Origin of the sequence: Fusobacterium ulcerans ATCC 49185 (assembly GCF_900683735.1) — a bacterium.
Lineage (GTDB): Bacteria > Fusobacteriota > Fusobacteriia > Fusobacteriales > Fusobacteriaceae > Fusobacterium_A > Fusobacterium_A ulcerans_A.
Window position 1 is genome coordinate 986,278 of sequence record NZ_LR215979.1, and the last position, 21,900, is coordinate 1,008,177.

Genomic DNA, 21,900 nt, shown 5'->3' on the forward strand with positions numbered 1-21,900 from the left:
TTAGAAATTTGAAATGTTCTAAAATTATATTTTTCTTTTATGTTATCCTCTCTTTTTTTACTATTCTTTATCAATTGTCTTCTATAAGTCTTAATAATTTTCTGCATATTGAATTATAACAAAATAAATAACTCTAGTAAATAAGAATATTATTTTCTTTATCTGTGATTGAATTTGAAAGAAAAATTAAAAAATGAAGGAAAATGAAAGTTGTATTAGAATAATTATATAAAGATCAAGAAAAAATAAAAGAAAATAAATGTTTTGAAATAAAACTTTATGATTTTTTCATATACGATAAAAACGAGAATAATGATTTTAGACCAGGTTGAAAGAATTTTGAAAGATATTGTGAAATGTTTTAAAAGAATTTGAAAGAAAATGATTGATTTTTTAAGAAAAGAGTGATACTATAAAATCAAGAAGAGGAAAGGGAGGAGTAAAATGCTTAATATTGAAAGATATAATCTGATTTTAGAACTAATTAAGAATAAAAAGAATATAAAATTAAATGAATTAGTAGAAGAAATGGGTGTATCAGAAGCAACAGTTCGTAGAGATCTCAACTTTCTTGAAGAAAAAGGTAAAATTAGAAGAGTACATGGTGGAGCTGTTTTAATAGAAAATAAAGAAGAGGACATAATATATAAGAAAATGGTATTTTCTGAGGAAAAGAACAAAATAGGAAAAGAAGCAGCCTCTTATGTAAAAAATGGGGATATAATTTTTCTTGATGCTGGGAGTACAGCAGAATGTATGATTAAGTATCTGGGAGATAAAGAAGATATAAAAGTAGTTACTAATGGGTTTACACATATGGAGGAACTTGCAAAATTTGGAATTGAAACATACCTTATAGGTGGAAAAGTAAAAATGAAAACAGGTGCAACAGTAGGAGCTACAGCAGTGATGGCACTTAAGAACTACAACTTTGACATTTCTTTTATAGGAGCTAATGGAATAACACTAGATGGATATTCTACACCAGATCCGGAAGAAGTTATAGTAAAAAGTGAAGCTATAAGAAGAGGAAAAGAAGTATATTTCATCTGTGATGGATCGAAATTTAAGGCTAACAGCTTTATAAACTTTGCTTCCCTAGATGATGGTATATTAATAACAGATGGAAAAATTCCAATAGAACTTGAAAAAAGTTTGAAAAAAAAGGAGGATTAAAATGATCTACACAGTAACTTTAAATCCTGCTATAGATTACTATATCGTAATGGACAGATTTATAGAAGGAGAATTAAATTCACTTAAAGATGGATATACTTTAGCTGGAGGAAAAGGAATAAATGTATCTAAAGTTTTAAAAAACTTTGGCAGAGAAAATATAGCACTTGGATTTGCAGGTGGATTTACAGGAGATTATATAAAAAATAGTTTGAGAGATTATGGAATAAAAGGAAACTTTGTTGAACTTGCAGAGAATACTAGAATAAATATAAAAATGAAAACAGAAGAAAAGGAAAGTGAAATATCTGGAAAATCCCCTGTAATCACAGAGGAGAATAAAAAAGAACTTTTAGAAAGTCTGAAAGATATAAAAACTGGAGATGTATTAGTTCTCTCTGGAAGTGTACCTAAGACTATGGGAAATGAGATATACAGAGATATGATATCAAAAGTACCTGAAGGAGTAAGAGTAATACTTGATACAAGAGATGAGCCTTTCAAATATTCTCTTGAAGCTGGAGTGTATCTGACAAAACCAAATAAAAATGAACTTTCTGAATTTTTTGGGAAAGAACTTAAAACAATAAAGGAAATAATAGAAGCTGGAGAAAAACTAAGAGGGATGGGAAGTGAAAATGTTATTGTATCCATGGGTAAAGATGGTTCAATGCTTATTACTAAAAGCGGAGTATATTTAGGAAATGCTCCTAAAGGTAAGCTTATAAGTTCAGTAGGAGCAGGGGATTCAATGGTAGCAGGAGTTATCTATGGTATAACAGGTGGAAATTCAATAGAAGATTCATATAAGTATGGGATAGCATCAGGAAGTGCTACTGCATTTTCTGAAGGGCTGACAACATTGGAAACTATGGAAAACTTATTAAAAGATATTAAAATTGAAAAAATTAAATAAGGGGGACAAACTATGATAAACAATATGCTTTCAGAAAATTGTATAAACCTTAACTTAAAAGGGACGACTAAAAGTGAAATTATTGATGAACTGGTAGAAATCTTATATGCAGCAGGAAAACTTAATGATAAAGAAGAATATAAAAAAGAGATACTGAAAAGAGAAGCACAGAGTTCAACTGGACTAGAAGAAGGAATAGCAATTCCTCATGCCAAAACAAGTGCAGTAAAAATTCCAAGTATTGCTTTTGGATTATCTAAAGCAGGAGTGGATTATGAATCTTTAGATGGAGAGCCTTCAAAATTATTCTTTATGATAGCAGCTCCAGCAAATGCTTCTGATACTCACATAGAAGTACTTTCAAAACTTACAACTACATTATTAGATGATGATGTAAGAGAAAATCTTTTAAAAGCAGCTTCGCCTAAAGAGGTAATAGAAATATTATCAGCAGATATGGAAAAAGAAGAAGAAAAGCATGATACAAGAGATACTGGAATGCCAGATGTACTTGCTGTAACAGCTTGTCCTACAGGAATAGCTCATACTTATATGGCAGCTGATGCTCTTATCAAAAAAGCTCTTGCTATGGGAGTAAATATAAAAGTTGAAACAAATGGTTCTACTGGAGTTAAAAATGAACTTACAGATGAAGAGATAAAAAATGCAAAAGGAATAATAGTAGCAGCAGATAAAAATGTTGAAATGGATAGATTTGCAGGAAAACATGTTGAGATAGTTCCTGTAAAAGAGGGAATAAAAAATCCTGAAAAACTTATAAAAAATGCAGTGGCACAAAATGCTCCTCTATATTCAGCAGAAGGTGGAAAATCATCATCTTCTTCTAGAAAAGAAAAGAGCGGATTCTATAAACATATAATGTCAGGAGTTTCAAATATGCTTCCATTTGTTGTAGGGGGAGGAATATTAATTGCACTTTCATTTATGTTTGGTATACATGCAAGCAATCCTAATGATCCATCATTCAGCCCAATAGCTAAATTATTAAATGATATTGGTGGAGGAAATGCATTTTTCTTAATGGTACCAGTAATGGCAGGATTCATTGGAATGAGTATAGCTGATAGACCAGGATTTGCCCCAGCAATGGTTGGAGGACTTATTTCTCTGAATAATGGTGGAGGATTTCTTGGTGGGCTTATAGGTGGATTCCTTGGTGGTTACAGTGTTGTATTGTTGAAGAAAGTATTCAGTAAACTTCCTGAAAGTTTAGAAGGGATCAAACCAGTTCTTTTGTATCCATTGTTTGGGATATTTATCACTGGTGCTTTGATGTATGGAGTAATTATTGATCCAATTGCAGCATTGAACACAGGAGTTACTAATTTCCTTGAAACTTTAGGAACAGGAAACCTTATTCTTTTAGGAGCTGTATTAGCTGGAATGATGGCAGTAGATATGGGAGGTCCGGTAAACAAAGCAGCATTTACATTTGGTATAGCAACAATAGCAGCTGGAAACTATGCACCTCACGCTGCTGTAATGGCAGGAGGAATGGTACCGCCTTTAGGAATAGCAATAGCAACAACATTATTTAAGAATAAGTTTACAAAAGATGAAAGAGATGCAGGAAAAACTTGTTATATAATGGGATTATCATTTATAACAGAAGGCGCTATTCCATTTGCAGCATCAGACCCTGTAAAAGTAATTCCAGCTTCAATAATTGGAGCAGCAATTGCTGGAGGGCTTTCTATGATGTTTGGAGTATTATTACCAGCTCCACATGGTGGAATATTTGTTTTCCCAGTAGTTACTAATCCAGTAATGTATCTTGTATCAATAATTATTGGTTCATTAGTAACAGCCTTTATATTAGGAGCTTGGAAAAAACCAGTGAATGAAATTTAATTTATTATAGAAGAAAAGACCAATCGGCTTAGTGCTAATTGGTCTTTTTTTATGAAAGTAAGTAATACCTTAGACTATATTTATTTTATCGTTGTGGAAGATAGTTGTCAATATAAAAATGACTTATATAGATACAAAAAATAAAATTTTATGATAATATAATTGATATAAAACTCTTTCTCCAAGATATTTTATATTTAGTAGTATAGGAAGAAAAAGGCCTCTCATTTTGGGAGGTCTTTCAGATTTCTAGTAATTTCATACTACCATCATTATTTTTCCAAGTATGACAAGTCCTAAAAAGGTCTTATATATTTAAAAATTATGATATTATTTTTAATAATAAAAATTTAAAAGTGTGTAATAATTTTGTTGGAGGTTAGAGATGAAAGAAACAGAATTCATCAAATTTTATAAAAAGAGAAATAGAATTAAAAATCGGAAAGAAGCAAAAGAAAAAATAGATAATTTCTGGAAGGCATTATTAAAAGCTATATCTAAAGATGGAAAGGTTTTATTTAAAACTTGGGGAGTATTTGAAGAGAAAGATGTGAAATCTAGAAAAATAGTAATTCCAAAACATCAAAAAGAAACATATACTCAACCAAAAAAGACATTAAAATTTAGAGCAGGAAAAGGGTTAATAGACTCTATAAATAGAAAGGGTGAAAATAATGAATAAGAGAGATTTTGCAAAAATATACATGGAAATAAATAAAAATAGTATTAGCATGAAAGAGACTATGGAAGAGATAGAGGTTTTTTTAGAAACTGTGGAAGAAGCTCTTATAAGAGATGGAAAAGTAAGATTTGTAGGAAGAGGAATTTTTGAGGTAATAGAGAGAAAACCAAGAATAATATCGAATCCATCTACAAGAGAACTTATGAAGATTTATCCAAAGAAAACAGTAAAGTTTAGAGTAGCTAAAAATATCTATAATGAAGTAAATAAAATATAAAAGAGAAGATTAATTGAAGTGAACCCAAAAAGTTGGACAAGATGTCTAATAAGGAGGGTTCATTTTTAGTTTCAATTATTAAAAAGTATTTTTAATAAAAAAGGCCTCAGACCATTTGATCCAGAGGTATTGCTAACATATGTGTTTTTCAATCACTTACTATAAGAAGTGAGGTAAGCATAGATAGAGAAAGAATAACTATGGGAGAAACTAAAATAAAAAAATTAGAGAGGGAAGTTTTTAGAAAATAATAATTTACATATTTGGTATGTTTTAAATTTAGGTGTTATGATGAGTTATCTCTAGAGGTAAAAAAATAAAATTTTAGGAGGTAATGAGATGTTTAATACAGTACAAGAGTTAGTAAATTATGTAGTAAATACTTTGGGAGTTGAGAGAAGTCAAGTAAAAGCTGAACGTAGTGGAACTAATCCAGGGGTTCAAATATATGGAAATAAATTTATTCCATTAAGTTGTTCAGAAGAAGAAGTGAAAAGAAGAGTGGAAGAATTTCAAAGAATGCTAGGAAGATAAAAGATAACAGGATATCAGGAAGAGTAATTTCTTCCTGGTATTTTTTATATAGGGATAAACAAAATGAAAAAAGCTAGGGGAACCTAGCTTAAATTTTTTATTTCTTTTTTAAGGAACTCTAAAATATCTTTTTGAGGAAAGATTTTTCTATAGATATATAAAAATTAGTGTAATTTTCTTAAAACTTGCTATTTTAAATTAAATATAGTATTATTACTTTGAAATATTTATTTCATTAAAAAAATTTTTATCTAAAAATTTTACTAAAAACAAATGAATTTGTATTTAAAACTTTCGAAAGTTCCAAGAAACCAAAAAAAATACTAGATGAGGAGATTTTCATGAATAAAAAAGGACAGGAAGTTAGATATATAAATAAAAGTGATTTAGTAAATATAAGAAAATATTTTAAAGAAAATAAAAAAATAATAATGTTAGCATTAATCAATATAGGAGTAAATGTAGGATTAAGAATTTCAGATCTTTCTAGATTAAGATTTGAAAACATAAATGGTGATTATACAATAAGGTTAAAAGAAAAGAAAACTAAAAAAAATAGAAAAATAAAGTTTAACTCTATATGTCAAAAAGCAATAAAAGAACTTAAATTTTATTATAAAGAACTAGGTTTTTCATCAGAAGAAGGTTTTTTATTTAAATCTTTGAATAGAAAGTATGTGAAGGAATTGATAGATAAACCTATTTCAACAGTAGGAATTTCTAAATACTTAAATAAAGCTAGAAAAGATTTAAATATTAGTTATCCAATAGGAACTCATTCATTGAGGAAAACATGGGGACATAGAGTTTATAAAGGGACATTAGATATAGCAATAGTAATGACTATATTGAATCATTCTTCTGCCAACCAAACATTAAAGTATATAGGAATAGAAGAAGATAAAATAAATAAAATTTATGAAAAGTTTGAAATTTAATAAATTTAGTAATAAGAAAAAGTTGTAGTAAGTAAAAAGTTAACATAAATGGAAATTATAAAATAGCAAGAAAAATATTTTAAATTCTTTATCATTTAACCAATAAATAAAAACTGATGAACATAAAAAAATTAATAATCAAAAAATTTGGGTTATTAAAGAGTTATATTGAAGGATTAGAAAAGAAATATATAAAATAGATTTTAGATTTGGATAAAACCTTCCTTAAAATTTAATAGATTAGGAAAAGAAGCTTTTAATTCTATTATTAGCTTCTTTTTTATTTTAATTTTTTTATATAAAATAAAAACGTAACAAAGAATTATATTATACCTCTATATTTTTATGAAAAACTAAATAGTAAATTTATATGGTATAATATTTTATATATTAAAACTATTTTAATAAAAGGGGATTGATTTATGGAGCTATATCATTATGAAAATGAAACTATCAAAACAGAAATAGTATAAAATCTAAAATTAATGATGAAGAAATAGAACTGAAACAAATAGATTTCTCCAATATATAAATGTTTCTCAAAAAAGGAGTATTTATTATAACTGGATATTTGAGAGGAGAAGATGAAAAGAATCTTGCAGAGATTATGAAATTAAATAAATGGAGCATGATTACAGGAATATCTAAAGAATCTCTGAGAGATATTGAAATTAAAATATCAAGAAATGGCTATGTGTTAAGACATTTAATATTTGAAGGGTATTTATCCTCTTATAATGAAACATATGACAATGTAAAAGGTTATAGATTTCATTTTATTTTGAGGGAACACAAAAAAATAAATAGAGAAGGGGCATATATAAGAACTGTAACATTAAAAGGTGTAAAAGGTGATATGATAATAATGCCACATGACTTTAATTTTAGTCAAAGTTTGTTAAGTGGTTTAAATGGAGTTACAGGAGCTTCTTTATTAAAAGATGTTGGGATTAAACTAGCTGTAACAAGTGAGAGTAAAATAATAACAGGGGCTTTAGGATTTTATTTCATAGCACATGGAACAGGAATGGTAAGTGAGTTCATGGCAGATGTTACTTTTGCCATAAAAAGAGAACCTGAAAAAATAGGAAGCTTTAATATGACTAGAGATTGGGTTTATCAACCATTGGGAGAATCAATAGCTCAAGAAATTAATAGAATAGTTCCTGGAATAAATATAAATAAAGATATAGGTATAGATGCTTATAATCATGCAAATTTAGCATTTTCAATTTTAACTTTAAGTGCAGATGTAGAAAAAAGTTATAGGATGTTAAAAGGGTATGAAGGAGCAGGAATCTATTATAAAGTAAAATATAGAGATACAATAGTAAGTACATGGGGTAGAAGATTAACTGCTTACAGAGAATATGGTTCTACAACTATTAAAGCTTTACTAGGGGATCTTGGTTTTCTAGTTCCTGGAGCATATTCAGTTAAAGAGTCCATTAAGTCAGAAATTGAAAAAAGGAAGTAAAGGATATGAAAGATAAAGAGTTTTTAATAAAAAATCTAATTATAACAGTAATACTTTATATTATATTTAGAATATGGGGATATCATTATTCTGGAATATTTGTTCCTTTGTCACTAGGTGATTTAAAATTGTTTTTTTTCTTTTTTATAGTAATCATTATCTTACGAAGCTTTTTAGTACTTGCTCAAAATGTAACAGGAGATTTGATGGAAGGTCCATGGAGTAAAAGAATAATTTTCATAATAGTAGCAATAGTCATGATATATTTATATAAATCTACAGGTAGAATTTAAAATATCTTCAAAATTTTTTTGAAAATAATAGTATCTGTTTATGAAATTTTTAAGTAGGAATACCATTGTCTTTTCTTTTCAAAGTTGGAATAAATGAAGAATTGCTAATAGAAAGAATAACTGGATAATTTTAAAAATTTCCAGAAAAAATAGCTTTATAAGATTGATTTTAAAGGACTTTAAAAGGGGAAGTCTATACAATATATACCTTTAGAATGTATGCTTTAATTATTTATGGGAGGTCCAGTAAATAAATCGAGCTTCACTTTTGGAATCGCTATGATAGCGGCTGGAAACTATGCACCTCATGCTGCTGTAATGGCAGGAGGTATGGTACCGCCTTTAGGAATAGCTTTGGCAACTACATTCTTTAGAAATAAATTCACTAAAGATGAAAGAGAAGCAGGAAAAGTTTGTTATATAGTGGGACTATCATTCATAACTGAGGGAGCTATTCCATTTGCAGCATCTGACCCAATAAGAGTTATCCCTGCAAGTGTAATAGGAGCAGCAATCGCTGGAGGACTTGGAGTATTATTACCAGCTCCTCATGGTGGAATATTCGTTTTCCCAGTAGTTACCAATCCAGTAATGTATCTTGTATCAATAATTATTGGTTCATTAGTAACAGCCTTTATATTAGGAGCTTGGAAAAAACCAGTGAATGAAATTTAAGTTATATAAAGAAAAATTTGACATATTATAAGATGAAACAAAAGATTTTAAAAAATGTCAAAAAATTATATAGTAGGATATATTAATTTGAAAATTTGAAATAAGAAAGAGGAAATCAAAAAAATTTGCTGACAGCCATTTTTTATTAATTTTTTTATAAATAATCAAACCAATAACTAGTAAATAGAGTAACAATGAAAACAGTGTATACTGCATGAGAAAAGTACACACTGTTTTTTGTTTTGTCATTCTATCAAACACTATTTTTGATAGATGAAAATTTATTTATTTTCTCTCATTACTTGACAAGGATTGCCATATGCTATGCTATTGTCTGGAATATCTTTTGTAACAATGCTTCCTGCTCCAATTACAACATTATTTCCTATTGTAACACCTGGCATAATAATAGCACCACCGCCAATCCATACATTATTTCCTATTGTAACTGGAGCTGTTTGAGTTTTGCAAAATTCAAATGAACCATCCTCTTTAGGTTTTCCAAATCGCTCTAGTGAATTTGTTGGATGAAAAGCTGTGTATATTTGTACATTTGGAGCAATTAGAGCATTATCTCCAATATGAATGATATTATCATCTAGAAATGTACAGTTCATATTTACTTCACAATTATTTCCAAAATAAATATTATTGCCATAATCAACAAAAAATGGTGCTGTTATCCAAAGATTTTTACCCATTCCTCCAAGTAATTCACTTAAAATCTTTTCTTTTTCTTTGGTGTTTTCAGAATTAATATTGTTATAACTCCTTACCAAATTTTTTGCCTTATGCCATTGAGATAATAGCTCAGCATCTCCACAATCATAAAGCTCTCCTGCTAACATTTTTTCTCTTTCAGTCATAATTTCCTCCAACTTCTAATTTTTAAATTTTTTTCAAATACAATCTTCTTGAACTATTTTTCAGGAAGTATCCTTAGCTCTACTTGGTTAATTATGATTTATAATTTTAGTTTATGTTCTTATTTTAACACGTTCTTCTTCTTTTTTTCTATATATTTTTGATTTTGGTGATATCCCCTTTATTATCTTCTTATAAAATATTTCATTTTTTCAAAGTTATATCATTTTTTATCTATATTTAACAGTTTCCAATTTTGCTATATTTAAAAAACAAGAAAATCTTTTTGAGAAATTTTTATTATTCCTTTGCTGAAATGTACATATAAGTTTGCCAAGATTTTTGGTACTTGTTCAAAAGATAACTGGAGATTTGATGGAAGGCTTACAGAACAAAAGAATAATTTTTTATAGTAGTAGCAATAGTTATGATATATTTATATAAATCTACAGGAAGAATTTAAAAACAATATTTCAATATGAAGACAAATTTTTGAACATAAATTTGAAAGTTATAAATAGCAATTACTAGTTGCCAAAAAGTTAATTATTAGTGGTTGAATGTCAAATGAAAATTGTGATAAGATAATAATAAAGATTTTTTTAAGAGGGGATAATATGAAAAAAATAATATTTGTTTTAAGTATTCTTATTTCTAGTTTTGTTTATGGAGAGGAAAAAGCAGAAATTACTAAAAAAGTGTCTTCAGTTGTATCTGGAGCTGTATCAACTGGAAAAAATATACTGAAAGGGGTAAAAGAAGGGATAGATACTGGAAGAAAAGAAGGAACAAGTATTGATGGAGCAATGATTATATTTGATAAGGAATCCTTAGAAAAATATATAAAGGTTTCTATAATTTCAGTAGAGAATTTACCAGATAAAAACATTGAGGATTCAGAAAATAAAATTGAATATAAAATAACACTTGGACTAAAAAATAATACTGATAAACCAGTGCGAATGACAAATCTTCAAGAAAGAGGTTCATTGCAACTTTTAGATAAAAATGGATTTGCAGTTTTTTCTTCTGGTCCTTTTGAAGATGTAACAATTCCAAAAGATGTAGCCATAAAACATAGTTTTATATTTTTAACTGATGGAGAACCAAATATTATAAAGATTTATGGAAAAGAATTTGAAGTTTTTAATAAAATATTAAGATAATTTATATCTATTGAAAATAAAAAAGTAAGATTTTTATAATAAAGGAACCTCTGCATTGTAAAGAGGTTAGTTTTAAAAGGATATATAAATGTCTGCATGGTGGAATATTTGTTTTCCCAGTAGTTACCAATCCAGCAATGTATCTTGTATCAATAATTGTTAGTTCATTAGTAGCAGCCTTTATATTAGGAGCTTGGAAAAAATCAGTGAATGAACTTTAATATATTATAGAAGAAAAGACCAATCAGCTTAGTACTAATTGGTCTTTTTTGAGTTATATATAATTGCAATTTTTTTGTTTCTAAAGAATTAATTTAGTCTTTAGTTTAAAATATTTAACTTTTTAAAACTTTCTCTTACTATTTCTTCTCTTTTATATAGAAGTTCAGCAGTAGGATTATCAATATTAGTGGCAAAAATAAAAATATTATCAGGAGTTTCCAACCATCCAACAAACCACCCTATTGGAATTTCTATATTATTAGTTGCCCAGCCTGTTTTGCCATGTAATACATAGTTTGTACCCTTTTCTAAAATTGTAATATCAGCAATTTCTTCCTGATGCTTAATGTTATAAGGTAATTTTTTTTGTGCTAAAAGAGTTAATAAGTTTATCTGTTCAAATGCACTAATTTTTAAAGGGCCATGTAACCAGAAAGAATCTACTTTTGTTCCAATATTTTTATTACCATAATTTAATTTTTCAATGTTCTCTTTCATTGATTTTAAACCTATTTTTTTTGCTAATTCTTTATAAGCAGGAACCTGAGATACTTTTATTGCATACTTTAAACTTGAATCCTTAGCCCAAGATTCAAGAAAAACTTTTTTACCATCATATTTATAAAAAACTTCATCAACATCCCTGACACTTTCAGTTTCTAATCCTATTAAGCTATTAAAAATTTTAAAAGTTGAAGCTGGATAAAATTGTTGTTCAGCTCTTTCTCTATTATAGCCTACAAAAACATCTTTTTTTAAATCATAGACAACAAAAGTTCCATTAATATTTTGATTTTTAAATATATATTTTATTTCATCATTTTCAAAGAACTCAGTAGCTTTTAGTTGTGGGATAAATATAAAAAATATATTTATAATCAAAAAAAATTTTTTCATAAAATGTTACCTCCATTAAGCTTTATATTGTTTATATAATAAGCTATTTTTATAAAAAATACTATCTCAAAATATAATGCAAAATTTTTTGAGAGAAAGAAAATAAATATTGTAAATTGAATTTTGGAAGAGAAAAAATATAATTAAAGATACCTAATAAAATAATTAGTATATTAGTAACTGACTAACCTGAGTATTGAATTTAAGTTATTTTAATAATTGAAATTTCAGAATAAGAAAGACTACCTAATAAAGATTGAAAACAATGATCTAGTATTTCTACTAGATATTTTAATTAATTAAATGTCTTGATTTTTATATTACAAGGAATAAAATTATAATTAAATATTAAAAAAGGAACTTCATTAAAATATTAGAATGAAAAAGTTAGAGAGTAAATATTAGTATGAGGTGAAATATGGAAAAATATTTAATAACAGGAGCAATATTAGCTGCTATGACTTTCTTAATTGTAGGAGTTGGAATAGGGGTAGGAATAGTGATATGTTTAATAATGTAAGGGTGTCTATGATAAATTTTAAGAAAAAATAAAATATAAAAAATTATAACAATAGAGAAATAATCTATAGATTATATTTAAATTATATAAAAGAAAAGACCAATCAGCTTATTGCTGATTAGCCTTTTTTTAATTAAGATGATAATTTTAAACAGCTGAATTATTGTTAAAAATACTTGTAGGAAGAATTTTTAACCTTAAAGCTTTAGCAATACTGTGAAAACAATCAGGGTTAAAAATAGAAAGAGCAATAGCAATTAAAAAAATTATTATAAATAAAATAATTAATACTTTTAGAATCTTCATAAAAATCCCCCCTCTTTTGTATCAGCAAATATTGTAACTGTTTTTTATATTATAACATAAAAAAATTGAAATTATCTATTATATCCTGAGATAATAAATAATTCATTTTTAATAGTATATGGAATAGCATATGCTTCTAATATTTCTTTAAGTTTTTTTGCAGCATTTACTTTTTTAGGCTTGTCCATATATCTTTGATGTGCATAATAATAAGGGTATATTTTTATCCAATCAATAACAAAAAAATTTCCTTTACAGATACTTTCAAATGACCAATCTCCAAAAAAGACCATATGATCTTCAAAGGGAGGTTCTTCTGGGGGAGCTTCTTCATCAAGACGTTTTAAGATGAATGGAGGTTCAAAAGGCATTTCAGTTTCCATAGCTAAGAGAAGGTCACACCATTTTGAATTACTTATTATCCTGTATAATCTTTTTTCATCTACTATTTTTTTTATTTTTCTTTTTAGAACAATATCCAAAATACCAACTCCTTCCTTTATAGTAGGAAATATATTTTTTATAACGACGAGATTATATCATAATCAAAGGGATTAATTCAAGAGTTTAAAAATGACAAGTGAATTTAATTAATAAAAAAAGAGGAAAATCATATTTTTGTAATGAGAAAAAATGAAGATACATAGCTGTAAATGAAATGGATATGAATGAAAGAATGTCAACAATAGGGAATAGTCTTTTAATAGGACCTATTACATTGATATGTTCTTTTGTAACTGTTGCTTTTACAAAAGAGAAACTGCTTTTCCTGCTGATTGTGATTATATATTAGAAGCTTTAAAAAGTGAAATACAAAAAGTAAAAAATGATGATGAAGAGAAGTATGAAAACTTATTCTTTTGAAATTAAGATATTAATAAAAATCATTAACGAAATTAAAAAAAAAATTAGATTAAAAAAATTTATGATTTAGTAGAATAATATAAACTATTGTGGTACTATAAAATATACAAACAATAGGAGATAGGATAAATGATATATGATATAGTAGTGATTGGGGGAGGCCCAGCAGGGAGTGTTTTTTCAAAATTTATTGACAGTAAATACAAAGTTCTTCTTCTGGATAGAAGAGATTATGAAGATGAAAATAATAAGGTTATAAAATGCTGTGGGGGACTTCTGGCACATGAGGCCCAGGCTGCTTTATCAGGATTGGGTTATTCTTTATCTAAAGATGTACTGGTATCACCACAGGTATTCAATGTACAGGTAATAGATTATGATAATAATCTTAGAAAAAAATACTATAAAAACTATCTGAACTTTGATAGAGAAAAATTTGACAGTTTTCTTTTATCTCAGAGAGCAGCTCATGTAGAGCTTATAAAAGGAGCTTTATTTATAGATTATTCTGAAGATGAAAATGGAATATACACTGTGATATACAGAATGGGTACGGATATCAAAAAAGTAAAAACTAAGATGATAATAAGTGCTGAAGGAGCCAATTCTTTAGTCAGAAAAAATATAGATAGAGATTCTAAAAATAACTACATAGCTATTCAAAGAGTATACAAGATGAAAGAAGATTTTTCATATCATATGGCTATATTTGATAAAAATATAAATAATTACTATTCATGGATGGTACCTAAAGGAGAAGAACTTATCTTGGGAACTATTATGAAAAAAGGCAAGGACTGTTGGGATAGATTTCATAAGCTGGAGCAAAGAGTCAAATCAGAGGGAATTAATTTAGATGATGTAATTAGAGATGAGGGAACTTTTATAAAAGTACCTAAATGGAATGAATATTTTATGGGAAAAGACAGAATAGCTCTCATAGGAGAAGCAGCAGGGCTTATAAGTTCAAGTTCTTCAGAGGGGATAAGCTACGCTCTTATCAGTGGATATTATCTGGCAGATTCTATAAATAAAAAAGGTTTAAAAAATGGACTCACAGATTATTATAAAAGAACTGGAAGTATGAGAACAAAATTGAATCTAAAAGTTTTGAAAGGAAAGTTGATGTACAATCCTTTTATCAGAAAGTTTATAATAATGTCAGGAATTTTTTCAAATAAAGATTATATAAAATAAGATATAGAAAAAGAGGATGACACTGCATCCTCTTTTTAAAATTAATATTTATTTGTTGATATATTTAGCAGCTTCCTGTCCTGCGATACGTCCAAACACAACAGCAGCACTGTAAGCGCCAGTTGTATTAGTAACCTCACCAGCAGCATAAAGTCCTTTTACTACATGACCATCTTTATGAAGTACTTCAGCTTTTTCATTAGCAGCAACTCCACCTTTTGTCATATGAATAGCAGATTCAACTTGTACACCATAGTAAGGGCCTTCAGCTTTAAATTCTTTTTTAGTAGGTTTTTCTCTGAATGGATCTTTCATTTCTCCACGAACAGCTTTATTGAAATCAGCTACTGTCTTTTTAAGAGTTTCAGCTGGAATATTTAACTTTGCAGCTAATTCCTCAAGAGTAGCAGCTTTTGTATGAAGTCCTTGAGCTGTATGCTTTTGTAAACGATAGCTAGAATCATAAAGATCTTGGTCATAAATATAAAAAACTTTACTTTCAGGCTGATCAAGTATAGTGTAAGCAGTAGGCAGTCCAGATTGGCTTTCATCTGCAAATCTTTCACCATTTTTATTTACAAATATAAATCCATCCCCAGCACCTGTAAGATCTCTTGTAGGATTAATTATAGTTTTAAATACACTTAGAACTTCCATATTTTCCATTTTTAAATTATTTTTCTCAAATACAGGAATAAAATCTCCAGTTGCTCCCATTTGATTTGAAGTTTGAACTCTCTCAGAACCAGGAGCAAATTTAGCAAGATATTCTTTATTAGCAGAGAATCCACCAGTAGCAATAATAACAGCTTTTGCATTGATGTTATAAGTATTGTTTTTCTGCTGTACTTTTACACCTACAGCATTTCCATCTTTCATAATAAGGTCAAGTCCTTTAGTGCCAGTACGAATATCTACACCTAATTCATTTACTCTTTTCTCCATACCATCTTGAATGTGAGCTCCAGCATAAGCATCAGCTTCTGCCATATGATTTCTCAATCCATAGTTGTAATTAAGATTTACACCAAAGCTTCTCAACCATTCATCAAGGACATATGCACCTTCAGCTTGTGCTTTTGTACGTTCTATAGTATCTCTTGGATTAGTTTTATCTTTAATAAAAGCTTCAATAGTATCATTTATTCCATTAGCTTTTTGAGCTTGTGAATTAATCATATCAAAGAAGTTCATATCAAATTTTCCATTACCACTAAGTATATCCAGTTTTTCAATAATAATTACATTTTTTACCCCTGATTCTTTAGCAGATATGGCAGCAGCAAGTCCAGCAGGCCCACCTCCGATAATTACAAGGTCAGTATTTACATCCTCTAATATAGCAGCAGGCTGCTCTGGTGCTTTAGTTTTAAAAGTTATTCTTCCAAAATCTATACCATTTTTTTTCATAGCATCAGCAACAGCTCTTTTTACTGCAAAAGATGTATAAGAAGCCCCAGATACACTGTCAACAATAGGTGACTGAGCTTCAAGTATTCTTTCTTTAATAATAGGGAAAGCTCTATCCATTAAATGTGAAGTTTCTTTATGAGAGATAAGCTTGATATCCTCAATTTTTTTTCCTTCAGTTACAACTTCGATTTTAATATCTCCTCCAAATCCTGATGCAACAGCTTCAGTAGTAGTTTTTTCAGCAGCAAAACAGCTGAAAGCTATAAGAAGTGTTCCTAGAACAACAGAAGCAGCTAATGAAGTTAATTTTTTCATTTTAAATCCTCCTTAGATGTTGTATTATTTTGAAATTTAATGTTAATATATAAACTTTTTTTATATATTAAGGACATTATATATTTGTATTATAACCTGAAATCTATTAAAAGTAAAATTAAATTAGAATGGGATAAATATATATTATATATAAAAGTTAAAGAGGAAATTAGAAATAAAAAAGAGATTGATAAATTTTGTCCTAGTTTCTATCAATCTCTTAAAAAAGTTAATATTTTATTTGTTAATATATTTTGCAGCTTCCTGCCCTGCAATTCTACCAAAGATTACAGCAGCACTGTAAGCACCAGAGTTGCTATTGGCAACTTCTCCAGCAGCATAAAGTCCATTTACTATATTACCATTGTCATAAAGAACCTGAGTTTTTTCATCAGCAACAACTCCACCTCTAGTCATATGGATAGCAGATTCAACTTGAACACCATAGTAAGGCCCTTCACTCATAAATTCTTTTTTAGTAGGTTTTTCTCTGAATGGATCTTTGATTTCACCACGAACTGCTTTATTGAATTCCTCAACAGTTGATTTAAGATTATTCTTATCTATTCCTAATTTATCAGCTAATTCATCAAGGGTATCAGCTTTTAGATGAAGTCCTTGAGCTGTATGCTTTTGAAGACGGAAACTTGAATCATACAATTTTTGGTCATAAATATAGAAAGCAGCAGAATCAGTCTGATCAAGAATTTTTTGTGCAGTACTGAATCTTGTAGCATAAGTAATACTTTCACTTGTAAATCTTTTACCTTCTTTATTTACAAGAATAAATCCATCTCCACCACCAGTCAAATCTCTAGTTTGTCTGATAATGAATGGGAATATATTTAAAACTTCAAGATTAGCAGTTTTTATATTATTTTTTTCAAATACAGGGATGAAATCTCCAGTAGCTCCAATTTGATTTGAAGTTTGGAAAACTTCTGACCCAGGAACATATTTTTTAAGAAGTTCTTTGTTGGCAGAGAATCCTCCAGTAGCAAGGATAACGGCTTTAGCATTAATATCATAGAAGTTATTTCCATTCTGTACTTTAACACCAGCAGCTTTTCCATCTTTCATAATAAGATCAAGTCCCTTTGTACCAGTACGAACATCTATACCTAATTCTTTTACTTTGTTCTCCATACCATCTTGTACATGAGCCCCAGCATAAGCATTAGATTCTGCCATATGTCCTCTTTTTCCATAATTATAGTTTAATTTTACCCCAAAGCTTCTCAGCCATTTATCCAAAACAAATGCTCCTTCAGCCTGAGCTTTTATTCTTTCAGGAGTATCAAGAGGGTTGCTGTTGTCAGCAATAAGAGATTCAACAGTATCGTTTATTCCTCTTGCTTTTTGGGCTTCTGAATTAATAAGATCATAGAAATTCATATCATATTTTCCATTACCACTAAGAATATCTAATTTTTCAATAAGAATAATATTTTTCAATCCAGCTTCTCTGGCAGATATAGCAGCAGCTAATCCAGCAGGTCCCCCACCAATGATTACAAGATCAGTGTTTACAGCTTCAAGGTTAGCAGCTGGCTGTTCAGGTGCTTTAGTATTGAATCTGATTCTTCCAAAATCTTTTCCATTAGCTTTAAGGGCCTCAGCAACAGCTTTTTTAACTCCAAAAGAAGTGTAAGAAGCACCAGACACACTGTCAACAACAGGTGATTGAGCTTTTAAAATTCTTTCTTTCAATATAGGGAAAGCTCTTGATATTATATGAGAAGTTTCAGAATCTGAAACAAGTTTGATATCCTCTATTTTTTCCCCATTTGTTAAAACATCAACTTTGATTTTACCAGAAAATCCATCTCCAATCCCAGATGTAGTTACAGTTGCAAATATAAAAGTACTGATAATTAAAAATAATACAATTGTAAATAGTTTTTTCATTAATATTTCTCCTTTTAAAGTATTGTATTGTCAACATTTAATCTTCTTAAGTATTGACATACTTCAATAGTATAATCTATAAAATGAAAAAAGTAAATTCTAAATTTTTGTTTATATAAATATTTAGTAAAGAGTTGAAAAAATAAAATTGAGGACTTAGCTTAGAGGATAAAATAATTTTATAAGTAGAATGGATAAATATCTTTATACCATATTTTTTAGGAATGAAGTTTATAAAAATTAATTTTTAAAATTTATAGATATTTTATCAGAAAAATATTTTTCAGAAAAATTTTACATAATATATTAAGGAAACAAAATAAAATATATAAAGAAAATATTATGTTTTGATATATAGTTATACCGTCCGTAAAAAAACCAAATTACTCTTTTTATAATCGTTGACATTTGTAATTACATATGATAATATTAAATTAAAGAAATATGGAGGTGTCAAAATTGAAGATTAATAGAGAAGATATTAAAAAAATGTTTCTGACATCATGTGAGCTTTTAAAAGCCAATGCTGATGAATTGTCTGAGATTGATTCTAAGTTTGGTGATGGAGATCATGGAATAACTATTGTAAAGATAGCAAATGCTATAGAAAAAGATATAGAAAACTGGGATTCAGGAACAAGTATAAAAGATTTTATAGATGACCTTGGAATGAGTGCCATGGGAGTAAATGGCGGATCAGCAGGACCTCTTTGGGGAAGCTGGATATCTGGATTGGCTATTGGTATTCCAGAGGGAGCAGAAGAACTGGATGAACAAATTATAAAAGATATGTTTGCAGCTTCATTGGAAGAGATGAATGATGTATCTGGAGCAAAAGTTGGGGATAAGACTATGATGGATACATTTATACCAGCAGTGGAAGCTATTGCAGCTTCTGATTCAGATATCAAAGGAATGTTTAAAGAAGCAGCCGCCGCTGCAGAACAGGGATGTGAAGATACTAAGAATTACATCTCAAAATATGGAAGAGCTAAAAGTTATAAAGAAAAAACTCTTGGGTTTAAAGATGCAGGAGCGGTTTCAATGAATCTTTTATTCCAGGGATTTGCAAAAAGTTTTGAATAAAATAAATTAATAGGAGGGGTTTTTATTATGAAAATGAAAAAATTCATCAATGATCCAAGTAATTTAACACAAGAACTTTTAGAGGGATTGGCACTTTCTAATCAAGATATTATTGAATTGACTGAGGGAACAAGATTAGTAGTAAATAAAAAATTAAAAGATGCAGACAGAGTGACTATAGTAACTCTTGGTGGAACTGGACATGAGCCTGCTATCAGTGGATTTGTAGGAGAAGGAATGGTAGATATTTCTGTACCAGGAGATATTTTTGCTGCACCTGGACCACAACCATGTTTTGAAGCTATCAAAATAGCTGATAAAGGAAAAGGAGTACTTTTTGTAGTATTAAATCATGCTGGAGATATGCTGACTGCTAACCTTACTATGAAAATGGTAAAAAAAGCTGGATTGAATGTAATAAAAGTAGTTACTCAAGATGATGTGGCTAATGCACCTAGAGAAAATGCTGATGACAGAAGAGGACTTGTTGGATGTGTACCTTTATATAAAATAGCTGGAGCAGCCGCTGCAGAAGGAAAATCTTTAGAAGAAGTAGCAGAAATAGCTCAGAAATTTGCTGACAATATGGCAACTATAGCAGTAGCAGCAAAAGGAGCTACTCATCCAAGCACAGGTGGAGTTATAGCAGAACTTGATGAAGATGATATGGAAATTGGAATGGGTCAGCATGGAGAAGGTGGAGGAGGAAGAATGCCTCTTAAAACTGCTGATGAAACAGCTCAAATTATGCTTGATGCTCTATTAAAAGATTTAGATATCAAAACAGGAGAAAAATTATTAGTAGTTATTAATGGAACTGGGGCAACTACTCTTATGGAACAATTAATAGTATTTAGAAAGTGCTATAATTACCTAAAAGAAAAAGGAATAGAAGTTGTGGCTAATGCAGTTGGAGAATTATTGACAGTTCAGGAGCAGGCAGGATTCCAAATGATGATAGCAAGAATGGATGACGAACTTGTTCATTACTGGAATCAACCATGTAATACACCATATTTTAAAAAGTAAGAGAGGTAAAATAGATGGCAGATCAATTTGGAAATAAATTAGCAAAGGACTATATGACAGATGTCCCTTTTGAAAATAATAAATCATTTTATGTAAAAGGAATGGAGAATATGGACTGGGGAATGAAATCTCGTCTAGCTAAAATATTCAATCCTAAAAGTGGAAGAACAGTTATGCTGGCTTTTGATCATGGATATATAATGGGGTCAACTGCTGGATTAGAGAGATTAGATTTAGCTATTCCCCCTTTAGCAGAAGATGTGGATGTTTTTATGGCAACAAGAGGAGCTATGAGAACTTGTATACCTCCATATTTTGATAAAGGCTTAGCACTTAGAGTAACAGCAGGAGGTTCTGTACTTGATGATGACATGAGCTATGAAGTAATAGGGGTAGATATAGAAGATGCTATCCGTATGAATGCTACATGTATGGCAGTACAGACTTTTATAGGAGCACCAGGACAAAAAGAGTCTATTGCCAACCTTACAAAGACTATTGATATGGGAAATAGATATGGGATACCTGTAATGGGAGTTGTAGCAGTAGGAAAACAGATGGAAAGAACAACTAAATATTTCCTTCTTGCAACAAGAATACTAGCTGAATTAGGAGCTCATATAATAAAAACTTATTATTGTGAAGATTTTGATAAAGTAGTAGCAGCTTGCCCTGTACCTATTGTGGTAGCTGGAGGGAAAAAGCTTCCAGAAGATGAAGCTTTAGAAATGACATATAATGCTATAAGACAAGGTGCAGCAGGAGTAGATATGGGAAGAAATATATTCCAAGCTGAAGATCCTAAGGCTATGGCTAAAGCAGTAGCAAAAGTAGTTCATGAAAATTATACTGGTAAAGAAGCTTATGACTATTATCTAAGTATTAAAAAATAAGAGATTTTGAGGAGGATAAAATATGGAATTTGTACATATAGGTGTTCCTACTACAGAAATAAAAGAGAATGAGATATATTTAGCACCTTTAAAAGTATTTGTAACAGTTGCCGATGATCATGAATATAAATTTGAATATTTAAGATACGAAAGTGGAACTCCACTTCCTATTGAAATGCAGCATCAGCCTCACATAGCTATAAAGGTGGCATCTATTGAAGAAGAAAAGAAAAAAATGGATAGAGTTATCTTTGATACTTTTGATGCTGGAGATATAAATATAGCTTTTGCTATCAAAGAGGGAGTAATTTTTGAGTTGATAGAAGAGAAAAATAAATAAGAAAAGAGATTGTTATAGAGTGAAAAAAGCGGGTTAAGCC

22 protein-coding genes and 1 pseudogene are annotated in these 21,900 nt (G+C 29.1%); 17 read left to right on the forward strand and 6 right to left on the reverse strand.

From position 1 onward, the window contains the following. The first annotated feature begins 444 nt into the window (after positions 1-444). From E0E45_RS04450 to E0E45_RS04495, 10 genes and pseudogenes are all read left to right on the forward strand, one after another. Positions 445-1,176 (forward strand): DeoR/GlpR family DNA-binding transcription regulator, encoded by a 732-nt coding sequence (locus tag E0E45_RS04450; protein ID WP_130890058.1) that lies wholly within the window; start codon positions 445-447, stop codon positions 1,174-1,176. A gap of 1 nt (position 1,177) precedes the next feature. Next, a complete protein-coding gene (gene pfkB / locus E0E45_RS04455) occupies positions 1,178-2,092 on the forward strand; it encodes a 1-phosphofructokinase (RefSeq protein ID WP_130890059.1) in 915 nt (304 codons plus the stop codon). A 12-nt stretch (positions 2,093-2,104) separates the two neighbouring features. Beyond that, positions 2,105-3,964, forward strand: coding sequence for a PTS fructose transporter subunit IIABC (locus E0E45_RS04460; protein ID WP_130890060.1), 1,860 nt, complete (start codon positions 2,105-2,107; stop codon positions 3,962-3,964). Positions 3,965-4,349: 385 nt separating this feature from the next. Further along, on the forward strand, positions 4,350-4,646 hold the full coding sequence (locus E0E45_RS04465; protein WP_130890061.1) for an HU family DNA-binding protein: 297 nt from the start codon (positions 4,350-4,352) through the stop codon (positions 4,644-4,646). Next, positions 4,639-4,923, forward strand: a complete 285-nt coding sequence (locus E0E45_RS04470) for an HU family DNA-binding protein (protein WP_130890062.1) — start codon at positions 4,639-4,641, stop codon at positions 4,921-4,923. The genes E0E45_RS04465 and E0E45_RS04470 overlap by 8 nt, the downstream gene beginning before the upstream one ends. Positions 4,924-5,262: 339 nt before the next feature. Next, positions 5,263-5,457 (forward strand): hypothetical protein, encoded by a 195-nt coding sequence (locus E0E45_RS04475; protein ID WP_130890063.1) that lies wholly within the window; start codon positions 5,263-5,265, stop codon positions 5,455-5,457. 341 nt (positions 5,458-5,798) lie between these two features. Further along, a complete protein-coding gene (locus E0E45_RS04480; RefSeq protein ID WP_130890064.1) occupies positions 5,799-6,395 on the forward strand; it encodes a tyrosine-type recombinase/integrase in 597 nt (198 codons plus the stop codon). Positions 6,396-6,927: 532 nt separating this feature from the next. Then, positions 6,928-7,872 (forward strand): hypothetical protein, encoded by a 945-nt coding sequence (locus E0E45_RS04485; RefSeq protein ID WP_232044055.1) that lies wholly within the window; start codon positions 6,928-6,930, stop codon positions 7,870-7,872. 5 nt (positions 7,873-7,877) lie between these two features. Continuing rightward, complete coding sequence (locus E0E45_RS04490) at positions 7,878-8,165, forward strand: hypothetical protein (protein ID WP_130890065.1); 288 nt, start codon at positions 7,878-7,880, stop codon at positions 8,163-8,165. 234 nt (positions 8,166-8,399) lie between these two features. Beyond that, a pseudogene (locus tag E0E45_RS04495) lies at positions 8,400-8,840 on the forward strand (fructose-specific PTS transporter subunit EIIC); the annotation flags it as partial. A gap of 281 nt (positions 8,841-9,121) precedes the next feature. Here the strand turns inward: E0E45_RS04495 and E0E45_RS04500 are convergent. Next, positions 9,122-9,706: a sugar O-acetyltransferase gene (locus E0E45_RS04500; protein ID WP_130890067.1), complete on the reverse strand. Its 585-nt coding sequence runs from the start codon at positions 9,704-9,706 to the stop codon at positions 9,122-9,124. A gap of 615 nt (positions 9,707-10,321) precedes the next feature. Between E0E45_RS04500 and E0E45_RS04505 the strand changes: the two genes are divergently transcribed. Then, positions 10,322-10,870, forward strand: a complete 549-nt coding sequence (locus E0E45_RS04505) for a hypothetical protein (RefSeq protein ID WP_130890068.1) — start codon at positions 10,322-10,324, stop codon at positions 10,868-10,870. Positions 10,871-11,191: 321 nt separating this feature from the next. On the opposite strand, the gene blaOXA is transcribed toward E0E45_RS04505, so the two are convergent. The 3 genes from blaOXA to E0E45_RS04515 all read right to left on the reverse strand — a co-directional run bounded on the left by blaOXA (position 11,192) and on the right by E0E45_RS04515 (position 13,297). Next, positions 11,192-11,989 carry a class D beta-lactamase gene (gene blaOXA / locus E0E45_RS04510; RefSeq protein WP_130890069.1) on the reverse strand — a complete coding sequence of 266 codons (798 nt, stop codon included), beginning with the start codon at positions 11,987-11,989 and terminating at the stop codon, positions 11,192-11,194. A gap of 667 nt (positions 11,990-12,656) precedes the next feature. After that, positions 12,657-12,815 (reverse strand): hypothetical protein, encoded by a 159-nt coding sequence (locus E0E45_RS17575; RefSeq protein ID WP_172604144.1) that lies wholly within the window; start codon positions 12,813-12,815, stop codon positions 12,657-12,659. A 71-nt stretch (positions 12,816-12,886) separates the two neighbouring features. Beyond that, positions 12,887-13,297 carry a DUF6678 family protein gene (locus E0E45_RS04515; RefSeq protein ID WP_130890070.1) on the reverse strand — a complete coding sequence of 137 codons (411 nt, stop codon included), beginning with the start codon at positions 13,295-13,297 and terminating at the stop codon, positions 12,887-12,889. A gap of 176 nt (positions 13,298-13,473) precedes the next feature. Here E0E45_RS04515 and E0E45_RS18005 point away from each other — a divergent pair, with 176 nt between their 5' ends. Both E0E45_RS18005 and E0E45_RS04520 read left to right on the forward strand, forming a co-directional pair. Then, positions 13,474-13,608 carry a hypothetical protein gene (locus tag E0E45_RS18005; RefSeq protein ID WP_269472030.1) on the forward strand — a complete coding sequence of 45 codons (135 nt, stop codon included), beginning with the start codon at positions 13,474-13,476 and terminating at the stop codon, positions 13,606-13,608. 200 nt (positions 13,609-13,808) lie between these two features. Next, the gene (locus E0E45_RS04520; protein ID WP_130890071.1) at positions 13,809-14,876 is read left to right on the forward strand and encodes an FAD-binding protein; all 1,068 of its coding nucleotides are present in this window, start codon (positions 13,809-13,811) and stop codon (positions 14,874-14,876) included. A gap of 48 nt (positions 14,877-14,924) precedes the next feature. On the opposite strand, the gene E0E45_RS04525 is transcribed toward E0E45_RS04520, so the two are convergent. Both E0E45_RS04525 and E0E45_RS04530 read right to left on the reverse strand, forming a co-directional pair. Further along, positions 14,925-16,604: an FAD-binding protein gene (locus E0E45_RS04525; RefSeq protein ID WP_130890072.1), complete on the reverse strand. Its 1,680-nt coding sequence runs from the start codon at positions 16,602-16,604 to the stop codon at positions 14,925-14,927. Between the two features lie 237 nt (positions 16,605-16,841). Further along, complete coding sequence (locus tag E0E45_RS04530) at positions 16,842-18,512, reverse strand: FAD-binding protein (protein WP_130890073.1); 1,671 nt, start codon at positions 18,510-18,512, stop codon at positions 16,842-16,844. A 450-nt stretch (positions 18,513-18,962) separates the two neighbouring features. Here E0E45_RS04530 and E0E45_RS04535 point away from each other — a divergent pair, with 450 nt between their 5' ends. Genes E0E45_RS04535 through E0E45_RS04550 form a run of 4 tightly spaced genes read left to right on the forward strand, consistent with a single transcriptional unit; the run spans position 18,963 to position 21,860 of the window. Further along, a complete protein-coding gene (locus E0E45_RS04535; protein ID WP_232044056.1) occupies positions 18,963-19,598 on the forward strand; it encodes a DAK2 domain-containing protein in 636 nt (211 codons plus the stop codon). A gap of 27 nt (positions 19,599-19,625) precedes the next feature. Then, positions 19,626-20,627: a dihydroxyacetone kinase subunit DhaK gene (locus E0E45_RS04540; RefSeq protein ID WP_130890075.1), complete on the forward strand. Its 1,002-nt coding sequence runs from the start codon at positions 19,626-19,628 to the stop codon at positions 20,625-20,627. Between the two features lie 14 nt (positions 20,628-20,641). Beyond that, positions 20,642-21,520 carry a 3-hydroxy-5-phosphonooxypentane-2,4-dione thiolase gene (lsrF, locus tag E0E45_RS04545; RefSeq protein WP_130890076.1) on the forward strand — a complete coding sequence of 293 codons (879 nt, stop codon included), beginning with the start codon at positions 20,642-20,644 and terminating at the stop codon, positions 21,518-21,520. A gap of 22 nt (positions 21,521-21,542) precedes the next feature. After that, the gene (locus tag E0E45_RS04550) at positions 21,543-21,860 is read left to right on the forward strand and encodes a hypothetical protein (RefSeq protein ID WP_130890077.1); all 318 of its coding nucleotides are present in this window, start codon (positions 21,543-21,545) and stop codon (positions 21,858-21,860) included. Positions 21,861-21,900 lie beyond the last annotated feature (40 nt).

Coding starts and splice junctions, on each gene's coding strand:
- E0E45_RS04450 (WP_130890058.1), top strand. CDS start 445: ATGCTTAATATTGAAAGATATAATCTGATTTTAGAACTAATTAAGAAT.
- pfkB (WP_130890059.1), top strand. CDS start 1,178: ATGATCTACACAGTAACTTTAAATCCTGCTATAGATTACTATATCGTA.
- E0E45_RS04460 (WP_130890060.1), top strand. CDS start 2,105: ATGATAAACAATATGCTTTCAGAAAATTGTATAAACCTTAACTTAAAA.
- E0E45_RS04465 (WP_130890061.1), top strand. CDS start 4,350: ATGAAAGAAACAGAATTCATCAAATTTTATAAAAAGAGAAATAGAATT.
- E0E45_RS04470 (WP_130890062.1), top strand. CDS start 4,639: ATGAATAAGAGAGATTTTGCAAAAATATACATGGAAATAAATAAAAAT.
- E0E45_RS04475 (WP_130890063.1), top strand. CDS start 5,263: ATGTTTAATACAGTACAAGAGTTAGTAAATTATGTAGTAAATACTTTG.
- E0E45_RS04480 (WP_130890064.1), top strand. CDS start 5,799: ATGAATAAAAAAGGACAGGAAGTTAGATATATAAATAAAAGTGATTTA.
- E0E45_RS04485 (WP_232044055.1), top strand. CDS start 6,928: ATGTTTCTCAAAAAAGGAGTATTTATTATAACTGGATATTTGAGAGGA.
- E0E45_RS04490 (WP_130890065.1), top strand. CDS start 7,878: ATGAAAGATAAAGAGTTTTTAATAAAAAATCTAATTATAACAGTAATA.
- E0E45_RS04500 (WP_130890067.1), bottom strand. CDS start 9,706: ATGACTGAAAGAGAAAAAATGTTAGCAGGAGAGCTTTATGATTGTGGA.
- E0E45_RS04505 (WP_130890068.1), top strand. CDS start 10,322: ATGAAAAAAATAATATTTGTTTTAAGTATTCTTATTTCTAGTTTTGTT.
- blaOXA (WP_130890069.1), bottom strand. CDS start 11,989: ATGAAAAAATTTTTTTTGATTATAAATATATTTTTTATATTTATCCCA.
- E0E45_RS17575 (WP_172604144.1), bottom strand. CDS start 12,815: ATGAAGATTCTAAAAGTATTAATTATTTTATTTATAATAATTTTTTTA.
- E0E45_RS18005 (WP_269472030.1), top strand. CDS start 13,474: ATGGATATGAATGAAAGAATGTCAACAATAGGGAATAGTCTTTTAATA.
- E0E45_RS04520 (WP_130890071.1), top strand. CDS start 13,809: ATGATATATGATATAGTAGTGATTGGGGGAGGCCCAGCAGGGAGTGTT.
- E0E45_RS04525 (WP_130890072.1), bottom strand. CDS start 16,604: ATGAAAAAATTAACTTCATTAGCTGCTTCTGTTGTTCTAGGAACACTT.
- E0E45_RS04530 (WP_130890073.1), bottom strand. CDS start 18,512: ATGAAAAAACTATTTACAATTGTATTATTTTTAATTATCAGTACTTTT.
- E0E45_RS04540 (WP_130890075.1), top strand. CDS start 19,626: ATGAAAATGAAAAAATTCATCAATGATCCAAGTAATTTAACACAAGAA.
- lsrF (WP_130890076.1), top strand. CDS start 20,642: ATGGCAGATCAATTTGGAAATAAATTAGCAAAGGACTATATGACAGAT.
- E0E45_RS04550 (WP_130890077.1), top strand. CDS start 21,543: ATGGAATTTGTACATATAGGTGTTCCTACTACAGAAATAAAAGAGAAT.